Here is a 15,384-nt window from a genome sequence, read left to right as displayed (position 1 = left end):
GTGAGGATGAGGGGCCGGCGCCAGCAACAACAGCATGCGCGCCCTTCTTCTCCGAAAACGAATTTCTACCGACGCACGCCAATCGGCACGCTCGCCGCAAATCCTAGAAGGTCGCGTCCGGGTCTTCGCGCAGCCGGTGCACGGTGTGTTCCTGAAGGCGCGCGGCCACATCCGCCGGTTCTCCCTCACCCAGCGCGTCCGGCATGATCGGTTTGCCGATCACCATGCTGATCGCCCGGCCCTTCTTGTTCAGAAGCTCATGGAACAGCGTCATGTCGCGCAGCTCATTCGAGTAGCGCGAGAGCAGATAGAACAGTCCCGAATTGCGCGCCGTCATGTTCATCGGCACGACTGGCACCTGATAACGCCGCGCCAGTGCGACCACGGAAGGCTGCCAGGGCCGCTCGGTCAGCTTGTCCTTGTTCCAATACGCGATGCGCCCCGAGGGGAAAAGCACGATGGCCTTGCCGGCATTGAACGCCTTGGCGGTCATTTCCAGCGTGTCACGGCTCTTGGCATGGGATTTCTCTCCAGCGCGCCATTCCACCGGAATGATCAAATCGCGGAAGCGCGGATTGACACGCAGGGCATCCCGGTTGGCAAAAAACGCCATATCCGGGCGAGGCGCTTTCAGCATGTCGTAGACGGCTATCCCGTCCGCAATGCCTGTCGGGTGATTCGGTGCGAGGATAAAACCTCCCGAAGCTGGTATGTTCTCCAGCCCGCTCGCGGAGATTTCCAGCGAAAGGAGCCGGCTGATGTATGCGAATGCATCCCAGCCCGATAATTCAGCGACCTCGTCGGCCATGACCACGGCCTGCCGATAGTGCAGGAAGCGGTAGAGAAAAGGTTGGGCCAGCGGCCAGAGCACGTTTTGCGAGAGATGCGTGGTCCGCTCGGCAATGAGCTGATCCACCACATGAGGCGTTTCGGGCGCATAGACGTCACGACCGAGAACGCGACTGCCAAGAACCGCAGCGACCGAGGTCAGCGTCGTATGCAAAGCCATGGACGAAGTGCTCCCTGAAGCATTTCGGTTCTGGTCATGACCGTCATCCCGCTCCTTCGTCTTGCCGGAAGAAGAACTTCCACGAAAATTGGGCAACATTCAGAGATCACGCCTCACAGGCTGTTTCACCGAATACTGTGACGACGCAATGACACGAATGCAATATTGCAATGCCAATTTGCAACGAAACCGCGCATTCAAAAAACCACGGTTACAAACCGTTGCCAGATCGTGCCAGATCCTGCCCCAGCGCAAGACGCAACTGCTCGGCAAGCTCGCGCGCAGCGCGATTCTCCGCATCGCGCTCGGCGCGCAGGGCAGCAAACTCCTGCCGGGGAACATCATACGCAGAGGAAATCTGACGGCGTCCCTTGGCAACCACCTGGCCGGTGCCGCTTTCGGTCAGGGTGTAGCCCGCGGTCATGGTGAGAAGGCTGGAGGTCGGCTCATTGTCTGTACGCACCTGAACACGCGCCGCCGCGGAACTGGATCGCGTCACGGCAAGCTCAAGAGCGTAGCGTGCGTTCGATGGTTGTCCGGCACCACCATTGAGCAGGAAAATCAGATGATTGCGAACTTCCTGCCCATAACGCGTATCAACGGGCGCGATAGCGATGGATGACAGGGCAGGCGAAGATGCAAAGCTGCCTTGCGTTGCATCCGGCGTCGCCATCAGGGGGCGCACCGTGCAACCGGACGCCACGGCCAGTGAAAGTGCCAGACCGGCCAGCATCGAAACGCGAAACGTCGGGTTCAAGCTTTCCCCCTGTTTTCCAAACAGCATCAGTCGACGCCCCACCCCATCATGCAACAATGTTAACAATGCGCTGCGGGACGACGATCACCTTGCGCGGCTGCGCGCCGTTCAGCGCCTTCTGGACGAAGTCCAGCTGGAGCACCGCATCTTCGACGGCAGATTGATCTGCGTCGCGCGCAATTGTCAAATCACCACGTTTCTTGCCGTTGATCTGCACCGGCAGGACAATCTCGTTATCCACGACAAGCGCCGGATCGAATTCCGGCCAGGCACTTGCCGCGACCAGTCCTTCCCCGCCGATTGTTGCCCAGCATTCCTCGGCCAGATGCGGCATGAAAGGAGCGACCAGGTGAATGAGGATATCAACGGCCTCACGCGCGGCACTTTTCGACGCATCACCAGCGTCCGCCAGCGCAGACAGCGGCTCCTGCAGATCGTTGACGAGCTGGTGAATGCGCGCGATGGCACGGTTGAACGCCAGTTTTTCAATGTCCTCGCCCACGGCCTTCAAGGCCTTGTGCGCCGCCTTCGACGTTGCAACGGCAGAGCCCTCATGAGCTGCCTTCGGCGCCACACCGCGGACATGCTCGGCAGCCTCCGAAACAAGCCGCCACACGCGCTGCACGAACCGATGCGCACCGGTCGCGCCATCGTCCGTCCATTCCACGTCGCGCTCCGGCGGGGAATCGGACAGCATGAACCAGCGCGCGGTATCCGCGCCGAAGGACTCGATAATGTCCTCCGGACTCACCGTGTTCTTCTTGGATTTCGACATCTTTTCGAGAGAGCCGATCGATGCAGGCTCACCCGTGGCGATCTCCACCGCCTTGCGGCCCTCGCCCGAGCCTGTGATTTCCACCTCGTTCGGAGCCAGCCAGCGGCCATCCGATGAACGATAGGTCTCGTGCACCACCATGCCCTGCGTGAACAGGCCCTTGAAGGGCTCGGCCACATCCAGATGGCCCGTCGCGCTCATGGCGCGGGCAAAGAAGCGCGAATAGAGCAGATGCAGGATCGCATGCTCGATGCCACCGATATACTGGTCGACCGGCAACCATTCATTGGCGGCCTTCGGATCGGTCGGGTCATTCTCCCAGGGCGCGGTGAAACGCGCGAAATACCAGGACGAATCGACAAACGTATCCATCGTGTCCGTCTCGCGCCGGGCATCGCTGCCGCATTTCGGGCACTTCACATGCTTCCATGTCGGGTGGCGGTCGAGCGGATTTCCGGGACGGTCGAACTCGATGTCGTCGGGCAGCTTGACCGGCATGTCGGCCTTCGGGACCGGCACCACACCGCACGCGTCGCAATGGATCATCGGGATCGGGCAGCCCCAGTAACGCTGGCGCGAAACGCCCCAGTCGCGCAGGCGGAAATTCACCTTGCGCTCGCCCACCGGTCGGCCATTGATCGTCTGAGAGGAGAGGCGCTTTGCCACCTCCTCAAACGCCGCCTTCGGTTTCATGCCATCGAGGAAGCGCGAATTGATCATCACGCCATCATCGGTGAAGGCTTCCTCGGTGATCTGGAAAGTCGCGGCGTCCGCGCCCTCCGGCATCACCACCGGCGTCACCGGCAGGCCGTATTTGTTGGCAAAGTCCAGGTCGCGCTGGTCGCCCGACGGACAGCCGAAAATCGCGCCCGTGCCGTAATCCATCAGCACGAAATTGGCGACATAGACCGGCAGCGTCCATTCCGAATCGAAAGGATGACGCACGCGCACGCCCGTGTCGAAACCTTTCTTCTCCGCCGTCTCCAGCGCCGCAGCCGAGGTGCCGATACGGCGGCACTCTTCGCAGAATGCGGCAAGCTCGGCATTGTCGGCGGCCAGTGTCTTCGCCAAGGGATGGTCGGCGGCAATCGCCATGAAGGACGCACCAAACAGCGTGTCGGGCCGGGTCGTATAGACCTCCAGCTCGTTCACGCCCTCGGGCGCCGTCTCTTCTGCCAGAGCCCAGCGGATCAACATGCCTTCCGAACGGCCGATCCAGTTGCGCTGCATCAGGCGCACCTTCTCCGGCCACTGGTCGAGATCGTCGATGGCATCGACCAGATCCTGCGCGTAGTCGGTGATCTTGAAGAACCACTGCGCCAGCTCGCGCTGCTCGACTTCCGCGCCGGAACGCCAGCCGCGACCGTCGATCACCTGCTCATTGGCAAGCACCGTCTGGTCCACCGGGTCCCAGTTGACCTTGGAGGTTTTGCGCGTCACCAGCCCCTTCTCGAAGAAGTCGACGAAAAGCATCTGCTGGCGATGGTAATAATCCACATCGCAGGTGGCGAACTCACGGCTCCAGTCGAGCGACAGACCGAACGTCTTCAGCTGGTCGCGCATCACCGCGATGTTCTGATAGGTCCACTCCTTGGGGTGCACCTTGTTCTGCATCGCCGCGTTTTCTGCCGGCATGCCGAACGCGTCCCAGCCCATCGGGTGCAGAACATTGTAGCCCCTGGCGCGCTTGTAGCGCGCGACCACGTCACCCATCGTGTAATTGCGTGTGTGGCCGATGTGAATGCGGCCCGACGGATAGGGGAACATCTCGAGCACGTAGTATTTCGGCCGCCCGTCATCATTGCTGGCCTCGAACAGCTTTGCTTCGTCCCAGGCCTTCTGCCAGCGGGGTTCTGCGACACGGGGATTGTAACGTTCGGTTGCCATGGCCGGATTTTCACAAGATAAGAAGCGGAAATGATGTTGGCGGACCTTCACCATGGTTTCGCCGAAGCGTCAACTCCAAGAGGCTTTTTTGGAAGAGGGATCAGCGAACCGATGAGCTACGCCGTCGAGAATCTGCAGGATGTCAAAGCGAAGATCGCAGCAGCGGAGAAAGCCGCCGGGCGCTCAGGCGAGCCCGTCAAGCTGGTCGCCGTTTCCAAGACCTTCGATGCAGATCAGATCCGCCCGGTCATCGAGGCCGGCCAGCGGGTTTTCGGCGAAAACCGTGTCCAGGAAGCCCAGGGGAAATGGCCCGGCCTCAAGGAAGCCTTCCCCGACATTGAGCTGCGCCTGATCGGCCCGCTGCAGTCCAACAAGGCCGCCGATGCCATCGCCCTGTTCGACGTGATCGAGAGCGTCGACCGCGAAAAGATTGCCCGCGCGCTCTCGACCGAGATGCAGAAACAGGACCGGCACCCGCGTCTTTATGTCCAGGTCAACACCGGCCTCGAAGAACAGAAAGCCGGCATCGACCCGCGCCAGGCCGTCACCTTCGTCAAACATTGCCGCGAGGAATACGGCCTCGCCATCGAAGGGCTGATGTGCATTCCGCCCTTCGATGAAAACCCCGGCCCGCATTTCGCACTGCTGAAAAAGCTCGCCGCCGAAGCCGGAGTCGAGAAATGCTCCATGGGCATGTCCGGTGACTATGAAAAGGCCATCGCCTTCGGCGCCACCAGCGTGCGCGTCGGATCAGCTATCTTCGGCGCGCGCTGAGATTTCAGGCGCCTGCTGCCGAACGTCCCGTCCCACGTACAACAATCACAAGAAAAAGCAGCGCAGCGAGCAGGATAAGAACCGATCCCGCTTTCGCTAGCCCCTCGCCTGTTCCCGAAATCGCGAAAACGATGCCCGGCACGATGACGATCACGCCGATCTGGGCGAGCAGCACCTGCAGCTTGGCAAGCCGGCTCGCCGCCGCCTCCGGCACCAGAGTGTAGAACGCGCCGTAAAGCGCTATCGTCACCCAGCCAAGAAGGTTCAAATGCCCATGCGCCGGTGAGAGGGTGTGATCGCCCGACGCCGACATGTAAATTCCGAAAACCATTCCAAGCACCGCATAAAGCGGAGCCGTAATCCAGCAAACCCTCGCAAGCCCGTTCATAGCTGCCCCTTCCGCCAATACACGCGGCCACTGGAACGATCGCGCACCGGTTCCGCGTCTGATCATTGCAAACACGGCAGTTTACACCCGCGACTGAAGGTTAGGAATATAGGCACAATGGCTGCCCGAATTAGGCGATCTTGACCTTCTCGGCCAGAAAATCGAGGAATGCCCGGACGCGGGTCGGCAGGAATTTTCCGTGTCCGACATAGACCGCATAGACACCTTCGCGATCGCCCGGATTGAAATCCTCCAAGAGCGGCACCAGCCGCCCCGCGTCAATGTCCGGCTGGATGTGCCAGCGGGCATGGCGGGCGATGCCCGCGCCCGCCAGCGCCATCAACCGCATGGCCTCACCGTCACTGACAAGCGTGCCGGCAGTGGGCGGGATGCTGCTTTTCAGCCCTTCCGGTCCGATGAAGGGCCACCCTTCATGAATGCGCGAAAAGCAGAAGCCAAGCAACGCGTGGCCGGCAAGGTCGGCCGGGCTCTCCGGTCGTCCATGTACTTCCAGATATGAAGGCGCGGCCACGACGGCCATGCCGCTATCACCAAGCTTGCGCGCGATCAGGCTCGATTCGGCGAGCGCTCCGGCACGGATGGCAACATCCGCCCGCTCCTCGATCAGATCGATCACCCGGTCCGTCAACACCAGATCCACCACCACATCCGGATAGCGGGCCGTGAATTCTGGAAGCAGCGGGATCAGCCGGTTCTGGCCGAAAGGCACGTTCGAGTTGACTCTGAGGCGCCCGCGCGGCGCGGATCCCGCCGCAGCTTCCTGCTCAGCCGCCTGGATATCCGCCAGAATGCGCACACTGCTTTGATAGAAAGAGCTTCCCTCCGGGGTTATCTGAAGCCGGCGCGTGGAGCGACGCAGCAGCCGCGTTCCAAGCCGGGCCTCGAGCCGCGCAACCAGCTTGCTGACGGCGGACGGCGTCATCTTCAGATCGCGCGCCGCGGCGGAAAAACTCTGCAATTCCACCACCCGCACGAACACTTCGATCTCACCGGAACGGTTTATGTCGATACGCGCCATTTATGAAATGAATTCCATGATGATTTTATTTTTCGAAGTCTAATTCATCAATCGGCAGACGTCCATCTAAGCGCAAGTGATCAATCCAAATTCGCCCTTTCGCAACGACAAGAGCCTTTGACATGCCCCTTGCACTCTACGCGCTGACCGCCGGCGCTTTCGGCATCGGCGTTACCGAATTCGTCATCATGGGTCTGCTTCTGGAGGTGAGCGCTGATCTTGATGTCACCATCTCCGCAGCCGGTCTCCTCATCTCCGGATATGCGCTCGGCGTGGTGGCCGGCGCGCCCATCCTGGGCGCTCTGACCGGGCGCTGGTCCCGCAAGACCCTGCTGATCGCCCTGATGGTCATCTTCACGCTCGGCAACCTCGCCTGCGCGCTTGCGCCCAACTACTGGGCCCTCATGGCCGCGCGCGTGCTGACGGCCTTTGCACACGCATCCTTCTTCGGTGTTGGCTCCGTGGTGGCCACTGGCCTTGTCTCCCCCGACAGGCGTGCCTCGGCTATCGCCATCATGTTCACCGGCCTCACCGTGGCAAACATTCTCGGTGTGCCGTTCGGCACCTGGCTCGGTCAGGCTTTCGGTTGGCGCTCCACATTCTGGGCCGTCACGCTGGTGGGCCTTGCAGCCCTAGCCATCATTGCCGCCTTTGTTCCACGCGACGATGCTTCCGCTGGTGAGGACGACAGCGGAAACACGCTCGCCGTGCTGGCCCGCCCGCAAGTGCTTCTCGGCCTTCTGACAACGGTGCTGAGCTGGGTCGGCGTGTTTGCTGCCTTCACCTATATCGCGCCGATCCTCACACGCATCACCGGCTTTTCAGAAAGCGCGGTCTCACCCATCCTGCTCGTCTTCGGCGGCGGCCTCATCGCCGGAAACCTCATCGGCGGGAAATTCGCCGACCGATGGCTCGGACCGGCCGTTCTCGGCTCGCTTGCCCTGCTCTCTGCAGTCCTTTTCGTCATGAGCTTCGCCATCCACGAAAAGGTCGCCGCCGTGATCGCCATCGGGGTGTTCGGTGCTGCCGCCTTCGCCACCGTGCCGCCCCTGCAGATGTGGGTGCTCGAAAAAGCCGAGGGCGCCGGCCAGGGTCTCGCCTCCTCCTTCAACATCGCCGCCTTCAATCTCGGCAATGCCACCGGCGCCTGGCTGGGCGGCATGGTGATCGATCACGGTCCCGGCCTTGGTGCCGTCATCTGGATCGCCGGCCTTGTGCCCATGGCGGCTTTCGCTGTCGCTTTCGCCGCTCAGCGCATGGAGCACCGGCGCACAAGGCGGGAAGCCGTCTGCGATCCCGCCACATCCTGACCTTTGATCCTCTATCCAACCAGGGAGCAAACCATGGAATACAGAAATCTCGGCGCATCGGGCCTCAAGGTTCCGGTCTTGAGCTTCGGCACGGGAACCTTCGGCGGCACTGGCCCCCTTTTCGGGGCTTGGGGCACCACTGACGCGAATGAAGCCCGCCGTCTCATCGATATCTGCCTCGATGCAGGGCTCAATCTCTTCGATACGGCGGATGTCTATTCAGACGGCGCTTCCGAAACGGTTCTGGGCGAAGCTATCAGGGGCCGGCGTGATGCGGTGCTGATCTCAACCAAAACAGCCTTGCCCATGGGCGAAGGCCCCTCCGATGCCGGCACGTCGCGCGCCCGCCTCATTCGCACAGTCGACGCGGCCCTGAAACGCCTCGGAACCGACTATATCGACCTCCTGCAACTGCATGCCTTCGATGCCGCGACGCCGGTCGAGGAGGTTCTGTCGACCCTTGATGATCTCGTGCGCGCCGGCAAACTGCGCTATCTCGGCGTATCCAATTTTTCCGGCTGGCAGGTGATGAAGTCGCTGGCGGCCGCTGAGCGTCATGGCTGGCAGCGCTATGTCGCGCACCAGGTCTACTATTCGCTGGTCGGCCGCGATTACGAATGGGAATTGATGCCGCTCGGCCTCGATCAGGGTGTCGGCGCGCTGGTCTGGAGTCCACTCGGCTGGGGCCGGCTTACCGGCAGGATCCGTCGTGGCGTTCCCCTCCCCGAGGGCAGCCGCCTGCACGATACGGCCAGCTTCGGCCCGCCCGTTGACCAGGAACAGCTTTATCGCGTGGTGGATGCGCTGGAGGACGTGGCCGAGGAAACCGGGAAAACGGTTCCACAGATAGCAATCAACTGGCTTACACGCCGGCCGAGCGTCTCCTCCGTCATTGTCGGTGCCCGCAACGAGGAGCAGCTACGCCAGAATCTCGGCGCTATCGGCTGGTCGCTGTCGGATGAGCAGATCGCGAAGCTGGATGCGGCAAGCCTCACCGATGCCGCCTATCCCTATTTCCCCTACCGGCGGCAGGAGGCGTTCGCCCGCCTCAGCCCGCCCGCCGTCTGACCCCGCGATGCGTCCGGGCCTGGAGCGAGGAGGAGGCTCCATGTCCGGCAGCGACCTGACCCCGAAAGGCATCAATGCAGAACGAGTTCTCCGGCCACGCTGCGCCACTCACTTGGCGAGATCAGCTTGCGATGCGTGTAGGTCACTGAATGAAGCGGGCCGTCCAGCGTCGAGTTCCAGAAATCGATGAACCGGTAAAGCGCCGGAAAATCCGGTGCGGTGTCGTAGTGCTGCCATAGAAAACTCTGCAAGATCGTCGGATGATCAGGCAGATGATAGAGAAATTCCGCCGTCGTCAGCCCATAGCCCCGGAGCATCAGCTCCATTTCGCCCGTCTGCTGCATGTGCTTCCTTTCCGAATCGGTTCCGGACTGAAAAATTGTGCGGTGAAAATACACCGCCGTCCAGTGAGACCTTGTCACCTGAGCGTAAATTTATCGTGTAAATACATATTGTTAGCAGCCATCCCACGCGGATGCTAACGCTGTTGGCCCATGCGATTCCGCTCGTTCAGCTGCTGCCACCAAATGTCTAATGTTGTAGCGGAAGGCAGAATGGTAATAATGCGCGCGAGCCAGCAGGAGCTGTGTTGGAGAACGCAGATCAGAGCCCGGCAAGCGCATATCCGGAGGAGGAAAAATGTCCGAAGTGCATGTTCACCGCGTCAAATCCGCGTGGAAGAAAAACGCGCTCATCGACAATGAGACGTATCTCAAATGGTACAAGGACAGCGTCAAGGATCCGGAGAAGTTCTGGAAGAAGCACGGCAAGCGCATCGACTGGTTCAAGCCCTACACCAAGGTGAAGAACACCTCGTTCAAGGGCAAGGTCTCCATCAAGTGGTTCGAGGATGGCGTCACCAATGTCGCCTACAACTGCATCGATCGCCATCTGAAGAAGCGCGGCAACCAGACCGCCATCATCTGGGAAGGCGACAATCCCTACGACGACAAGAAGATCACCTATAACGAGCTTTACGAGCATGTCTGCCGGCTCGCCAATGTGTTGAAGGCCCGCGGCGTCAAGAAGGGTGACCGCGTCACCATTTACATGCCGATGATCCCGGAGGCGACCTATGCAATGCTCGCCTGCGCGCGCATCGGCGCGGTGCATTCGGTCGTGTTCGGCGGGTTCTCGCCCGATTCGCTCGCCGGCCGCATCGAGGACTGCCAGTCCGATTTCGTCATCACCGCGGATGAAGGCGTGCGCGGTGGCAAGAAGATCCCGCTCAAGGAAAACACCGACAAGGCCGTGGCGCTTGCTGAAAAGGCAGGCGCGAAAGTGCGTCATGTTCTCGTCGTCCAGCGCACCGCCGGAAAGATCGATTGGTCCGAGGGCCGCGACCTCTGGTATCACGAGGAAACCGCCAAGGCGAAGCCGGACTGCAAACCGGAAAAGATGAAGGCGGAAGACCCGCTTTTCATCCTCTACACCTCCGGCTCCACCGGCAAGCCCAAGGGCGTGTTGCACACGACAGGCGGCTATCTCGTCTACGCCTCGATGACGCATGAATATGTGTTCGACTACCATGAAGGCGACGTTTACTGGTGCACCGCCGATGTGGGCTGGGTCACCGGCCACAGCTACATCGTTTACGGGCCACTCGCCAATGGCGCCATCACCCTGATGTTCGAGGGCGTGCCCAACTATCCCGACGCCTCCCGCTTCTGGCAGGTGGTCGACAAGCACAATGTCAACATTTTCTACACTGCCCCCACCGCGATCCGCGCCCTGATGGGCGCCGGCGACGAGTTCGTCACCCGCGCCTCGCGCAAATCCTTACGTATTCTGGGTTCGGTCGGCGAGCCGATCAATCCGGAAGCCTGGGAGTGGTATTACAACGTCGTCGGCGACAAGAAATCTCCCATCGTCGACACCTGGTGGCAGACGGAAACGGGCGGCATCCTCATCACACCGCTTCCCGGTGCCACGGATCTCAAGGCGGGGTCCGCAACGCGCCCGTTCTTCGGCGTTCAGCCGCAGCTCGTGGATGGCGAGGGGCAGGTGCTGGAAGGTGCAACCAGCGGCAATCTGTGCATCACCGATTCCTGGCCGGGCCAGATGCGTTCCGTCTATGGCGACCATGAGCGCTTCGTCCAGACCTACTTCTCCACCTACAAGGGCAAATATTTCACCGGCGATGGCTGCCGCCGCGACGAGGATGGCTATTACTGGATCACCGGGCGCGTTGACGATGTCATCAACGTGTCAGGCCACCGCATGGGCACGGCGGAGGTCGAATCCGCGCTGGTCAGCCATGACAAGGTTTCGGAAGCCGCCGTTGTCGGCTACCCGCACGATGTGAAGGGCCAGGGCATCTACTGCTATGTGACCCTCATGGCCGGCGAAGAAGGTTCCGAAGAGCTCAAGAAGGAGCTTGTCGCCCATGTGCGCAGCGAGATCGGGCCAATCGCTTCACCGGACAAGATCCAGTTCGCGCCCGGCCTGCCGAAGACACGCTCGGGCAAGATCATGCGGCGCATCCTGCGCAAGATCGCCGAAGACGATTACGGCGCGCTTGGTGACACGTCCACACTCGCCGATCCCGCCGTGGTCGATGATCTGGTGGAAAACCGCCAGAACAAGAAGGGCTGACAATCCTGAGCGTCGCGCAGCTCGCGCGGCGTTTCTATGTCCCCCCTTGCAGAACCGGACGAACGCCTCCACATTGGGTGTGTCGTCAACGAACCGAAAGGAGGTGATCCAATGTCGAGTGATTTCCGTTCAAACGTGGTCTCGATGGATTGCCTTCGCGGGGAGCAGTCTTCCCGCTGAAGCGCATGAAGCGCGGATGGACTGCCTTTGCAGCCCAGCCATGACCGCGTGAGAAATCGAAAACACGGGGCCGTTCCTTCGGGGACGGCCTTTTGTTTTGAGGCAGGGTTCCGTGTTTGAAAAGAAGGCGCTGGTCCCTCATCCCCCTGCCGGGACCTTCTCGAGCATCGGACCCAAAAGCGGAAATCCGGCTTTCGGTCATCCCAACGTTGCATCACGTTCTTTGTGCACCCGGGTGACACAGGGCTATCCAATGGGAAGGTGCTGACTTCGAAGCCCCCTTCTCCCCGTGCACGGGGAGAAGGTGAGGATGAGGGGCGAGCGCCGACGCATCAGAAAATCACGCCACCATCAACACACGAACGAAACCCGCCGTCCGCCGCCATAGGCCGCCACAAGCCGGGCGTCCAGCAGACGCGATGCAACGTCTCCGCCCGGTTCCGTCGCCACGTCGGCAAGCACCCGCCCGTAATACTTGCCGCCGCTGATGTCGCTTATCCAGACAGACCCTTCGGCGAGCAAGCGCTCGAGCGCTATGCGTGCCTCGCGCGCCGCAGCCTTCTCGGCAGCGCAGCGGCTTCGCATTTCGGGCGCATCGACGCCGCGAATGCGCACCCCCACCGTAATGCGCTGGCCGGGCCAGACATGGGCTTCGGCCACAAAAGTATCGCCGTCGATCACACGCAGAACACGGGCTTCCACCGGACCTGAAATCATGTCTCTGCGTGCGGCAAAGGCTGCCGGTTGCGCGCTCAGCGCACAGGCAAGCAACAGTGAAAACAGAGGTCTGGAGATGAGGGGGCGCATAAGAGGAATATATTCCTCTAAACTGAAACGCGCAACCTGAAATCAGAAGTCGGTGGCGATGCCCTTCACTTCCCAGTCGCCATAGCGCGCCGGGTCCTGTCCGCCGCGTCCGCCCAGCTCCTTTGGAGCCTTCGCAGCCTCGGCCTCATAGGCCTTGCGCCGTTCCTCGGCTTCCGCCAGTGCGCGCCTTGCCGCAGGCGTCAGTGCCTTCTTCGGCTGCTCTGCCTGTCTGTCCGTCTCGTCTGTCACGGCAAATTCCTCTCGAAAACGGGGAAATATTGAATACACGAACCGGGTTCCCCATCATATAAGCGATTGGTCGCGCCATGGAAAATCGCTGGCGCATTCCATTGCGGAGCTTGAGACGACGATGAACATGATACGCACGGCAATGCTTCTGGCCCTGATGACGGCGCTGTTCATGGGCGTGGGCTATCTGATTGGGGGCACCGGCGGCATGATGATCGCCTTCCTGATCGCAGCGGGCATGAACCTGTTCAGCTATTGGAATGCCGACAAGATGGTGCTCAGGATGCACAACGCCGTCGAGGTGGACGAGCGCAATGCGCCCGAATATTTCGGCATCGTGCGCGATCTGGCCGCACGCGCCGGCCTTCCCATGCCGCGCGTCTATCTCATCCAGAACGCTCAGCCCAACGCGTTCGCCACCGGGCGCAACCCGCAGAACGCAGCCGTGGCCGCCACCACAGGTCTGCTCGAACGCCTGAGCTACGAGGAGGTGGCAGGCGTCATGGCCCATGAGCTTGCTCATGTGCAGAACCGCGACACGCTCACCATGACCATCACCGCGACGCTGGCCGGCGCAATCTCCATGCTCGGCAATTTTGCCCTGTTCTTCGGCGGCAACCGCGACAACAACAACCCGCTCGGCTTCATCGGCATTCTCGTGGCGATGATCGTTGCGCCCTTCGCTGCGATGCTGGTGCAGATGGCCATCAGCCGCACCCGCGAATATTCGGCAGACCGGCGCGGGGCGGAGATCTGCGGCAACCCGCTGTGGCTTGCCTCCGCGCTCGACAAGATCGCAAGGCGTGCAAAGCAGGTGGTCAATCAGAATGCCGAGCGCAATCCCGCCACCGCGCATATGTTCATCATCAATCCGCTCTCGGGCGAGCGCATGGACAATCTGTTCTCCACCCACCCCGACACTGACAATCGCATTGCCGCGCTTCAGGCGATGGCGGGCGAAATGCGCGCGACGCCTGAGCCGCAGGCCCGCGAAGAGCATCAGGGCCCGTGGGGCACCCGGACCGAAGCGCCCGAACCCCGGCCCCAACCCCAGCCCAAATCCGACCCCCGCTGGGGCCGTGACGCCAAAGGGCGCAAAGGCCCCTGGTCGTGAGCCGCCCCACTGCGCGCCGCGCCACCGGCAAAAACCGCCCCACGCCTGAGACCTTCGACAAGCCCGGCCTTGAAACCCGCCGCGTGGCCACGAAACTGCTCGCCGCCGTGGTGGATGCCCACGCCTCGCTCGACGGTCTAACCGACCCCGCCAACGGCCAGCCCAGTTTCCGCGCGCTCGATGCGCGGGACCGCTCGCTCGTCCGCGCCATCCTGATGAGCGCGCTCCGCCACCGCAGCACAATCGAGGCACTGCTTTCCCGCCGTCTGGAGCGTCCGTTGCCCACCAATGCCCGTGCGCTCTCGCACGCATTGCACGTGGCCGCGGCGCAGATCCTGTTTCTCGACGTGCCCGACAGCGCCGCCGTAGATCTCGCCGTCACCCAGGCAAAAAGCGACCCGCGTCTTGCCCGGTTCTCAGGCCTCGTCAACGGCGTTTTGCGCAACCTCATTCGCGTGAAGGCGCGCGCGCTCCCTGCCGCCCTTGCCCAGACGCGTGAAGCACCCGATTGGTTTGCCGCGCGGCTGGAAGCGGCCTATGGCGCGGAAAAGACCGCCGCCATCCTCGCCATGCACCGGCTGGAACCGCCGGTGGACTTCACTGTCAGGCAAGACCCGCAGCGCTGGGCCGAGGCGCTTGGCGGCATCGTCCTTCCCACGGGCACCGTCCGCATCGCAAAGCTCGAGGCCGGCGTCGACACCCTGCCAGGCTTTGAGGAAGGCGCATGGTGGGTGCAGGATGCCGCCGCCAGCCTGCCCGCAAAACTGCTCGGCGACATCGCCGGCGCACGTGTGGCCGATCTTTGCGCCGCGCCCGGCGGGAAGACGGCGCAGCTCATTCATGCGGGCGCAGATGTCACCGCTGTCGATCTGTCCAAAAGCCGGCTCAAGCGGCTAGCTGAAAATCTCAAGCGCCTCCGCCTCGAAGCGCAGATCGTCGAATCCGACATCCGCAAATTCAAGCCCGAAACCCCGTTCGATGCCGTCCTCATCGATGCCCCCTGCTCCTCCACCGGCACGGTGCGGCGGCATCCGGATGTGCCGTGGACAAAGACGCCCGAAGACATCGAGAAGCTCGCCGCCCTCCAGCGCGCGCTGCTCGACCATGCGGTGACGCTGGTCAAGCCTGGCGGGCGGATCGTCTTTTCCAACTGCTCGCTCGACCCCGCCGAAGGCGAGGCGATGCTCGACGCGTTTCTTGCAGACACATCAGAGGTCTCGCTCGATCCGATAAAACCCGACGAAACGCCTGGCATCAGCACCTTCATCACACCGGAAGGTTTTTTGCGAACCACGCCTGCCGATGGTTTCGGCGAAACGCCTCTCGCCCGGGGTCTCGACGGCTTCTTCGCCGCCCGTGTGATACGCCAGCCCTGAGCTGGCCCTGCCATCTGTGTGTGCTGATATATTTCAACTTCGCACAAATCCTTGAA

General features: G+C 61.8%; 14 protein-coding genes. 6 read left to right on the top strand and 8 right to left on the bottom strand.

The window, feature by feature from the left end:
- Window positions 1-103: 103 nt before the first annotated feature.
- The 3 genes from H7H48_RS13975 to leuS all read right to left on the bottom strand — a co-directional run bounded on the left by H7H48_RS13975 (window position 104) and on the right by leuS (window position 4,428).
- Window positions 104-1,009, bottom strand: coding sequence for a 1-acyl-sn-glycerol-3-phosphate acyltransferase (locus H7H48_RS13975; RefSeq protein WP_229449665.1), 906 nt, complete (start codon window positions 1,007-1,009; stop codon window positions 104-106).
- A 211-nt stretch (window positions 1,010-1,220) separates the two neighbouring features.
- Entirely contained in the window at window positions 1,221-1,766 is a 546-nt protein-coding gene (lptE, locus tag H7H48_RS13970) for an LPS assembly lipoprotein LptE (protein ID WP_229449664.1), read from the bottom strand.
- A 46-nt stretch (window positions 1,767-1,812) separates the two neighbouring features.
- Window positions 1,813-4,428, bottom strand: coding sequence for a leucine--tRNA ligase (gene leuS, locus H7H48_RS13965; protein WP_229449663.1), 2,616 nt, complete (start codon window positions 4,426-4,428; stop codon window positions 1,813-1,815).
- A 111-nt stretch (window positions 4,429-4,539) separates the two neighbouring features.
- Between leuS and H7H48_RS13960 the strand changes: the two genes are divergently transcribed.
- Entirely contained in the window at window positions 4,540-5,202 is a 663-nt protein-coding gene (locus H7H48_RS13960) for a YggS family pyridoxal phosphate-dependent enzyme (protein ID WP_229449662.1), read from the top strand.
- Window positions 5,203-5,206: 4 nt separating this feature from the next.
- Here H7H48_RS13960 and H7H48_RS13955 read toward each other — a convergent pair whose 3' ends face one another.
- Window positions 5,207-5,590 (bottom strand): hypothetical protein, encoded by a 384-nt coding sequence (locus H7H48_RS13955; RefSeq protein ID WP_229449661.1) that lies wholly within the window; start codon window positions 5,588-5,590, stop codon window positions 5,207-5,209.
- A gap of 130 nt (window positions 5,591-5,720) precedes the next feature.
- The gene (locus tag H7H48_RS13950; RefSeq protein WP_229449660.1) at window positions 5,721-6,629 is read right to left on the bottom strand and encodes a LysR family transcriptional regulator; all 909 of its coding nucleotides are present in this window, start codon (window positions 6,627-6,629) and stop codon (window positions 5,721-5,723) included.
- 122 nt (window positions 6,630-6,751) lie between these two features.
- Between H7H48_RS13950 and H7H48_RS13945 the strand changes: the two genes are divergently transcribed.
- Both H7H48_RS13945 and H7H48_RS13940 read left to right on the top strand, forming a co-directional pair.
- Entirely contained in the window at window positions 6,752-7,939 is a 1,188-nt protein-coding gene (locus H7H48_RS13945; RefSeq protein ID WP_229449659.1) for an MFS transporter, read from the top strand.
- 33 nt (window positions 7,940-7,972) lie between these two features.
- Entirely contained in the window at window positions 7,973-9,007 is a 1,035-nt protein-coding gene (locus tag H7H48_RS13940) for an aldo/keto reductase (RefSeq protein WP_229449658.1), read from the top strand.
- 71 nt (window positions 9,008-9,078) lie between these two features.
- Here the strand turns inward: H7H48_RS13940 and H7H48_RS13935 are convergent, their stop codons facing one another.
- The gene (locus H7H48_RS13935) at window positions 9,079-9,351 is read right to left on the bottom strand and encodes an usg protein (RefSeq protein ID WP_229449657.1); all 273 of its coding nucleotides are present in this window, start codon (window positions 9,349-9,351) and stop codon (window positions 9,079-9,081) included.
- Window positions 9,352-9,646: 295 nt separating this feature from the next.
- On the opposite strand from H7H48_RS13935, the gene acs reads away from it, so the two are divergent.
- A complete protein-coding gene (acs, locus tag H7H48_RS13930) occupies window positions 9,647-11,602 on the top strand; it encodes an acetate--CoA ligase (protein WP_229449656.1) in 1,956 nt (651 codons plus the stop codon).
- Window positions 11,603-12,133: 531 nt separating this feature from the next.
- Here the strand turns inward: acs and H7H48_RS13925 are convergent.
- Window positions 12,134-12,589 (bottom strand): thermonuclease family protein, encoded by a 456-nt coding sequence (locus H7H48_RS13925; protein WP_229449655.1) that lies wholly within the window; start codon window positions 12,587-12,589, stop codon window positions 12,134-12,136.
- Window positions 12,590-12,631: 42 nt separating this feature from the next.
- Complete coding sequence (locus H7H48_RS13920) at window positions 12,632-12,838, bottom strand: DUF1674 domain-containing protein (protein ID WP_229449654.1); 207 nt, start codon at window positions 12,836-12,838, stop codon at window positions 12,632-12,634.
- Between the two features lie 121 nt (window positions 12,839-12,959).
- Here H7H48_RS13920 and htpX point away from each other — a divergent pair, with 121 nt between their 5' ends.
- Window positions 12,960-13,952, top strand: coding sequence for a zinc metalloprotease HtpX (gene htpX / locus H7H48_RS13915; protein WP_229449653.1), 993 nt, complete (start codon window positions 12,960-12,962; stop codon window positions 13,950-13,952).
- The gene (locus tag H7H48_RS13910; RefSeq protein WP_229449652.1) at window positions 13,949-15,328 is read left to right on the top strand and encodes an RsmB/NOP family class I SAM-dependent RNA methyltransferase; all 1,380 of its coding nucleotides are present in this window, start codon (window positions 13,949-13,951) and stop codon (window positions 15,326-15,328) included. The genes htpX and H7H48_RS13910 overlap by 4 nt, the downstream gene beginning before the upstream one ends.
- Window positions 15,329-15,384 lie beyond the last annotated feature (56 nt).

It is taken from the genome of Nitratireductor sp. B36 (assembly GCF_020833685.1).
Classification (GTDB): domain Bacteria; phylum Pseudomonadota; class Alphaproteobacteria; order Rhizobiales; family Rhizobiaceae; genus Nitratireductor.
Note: the sequence above shows the minus strand (reverse complement) of the source record. Positions and strands in the feature narration are given on the sequence as shown.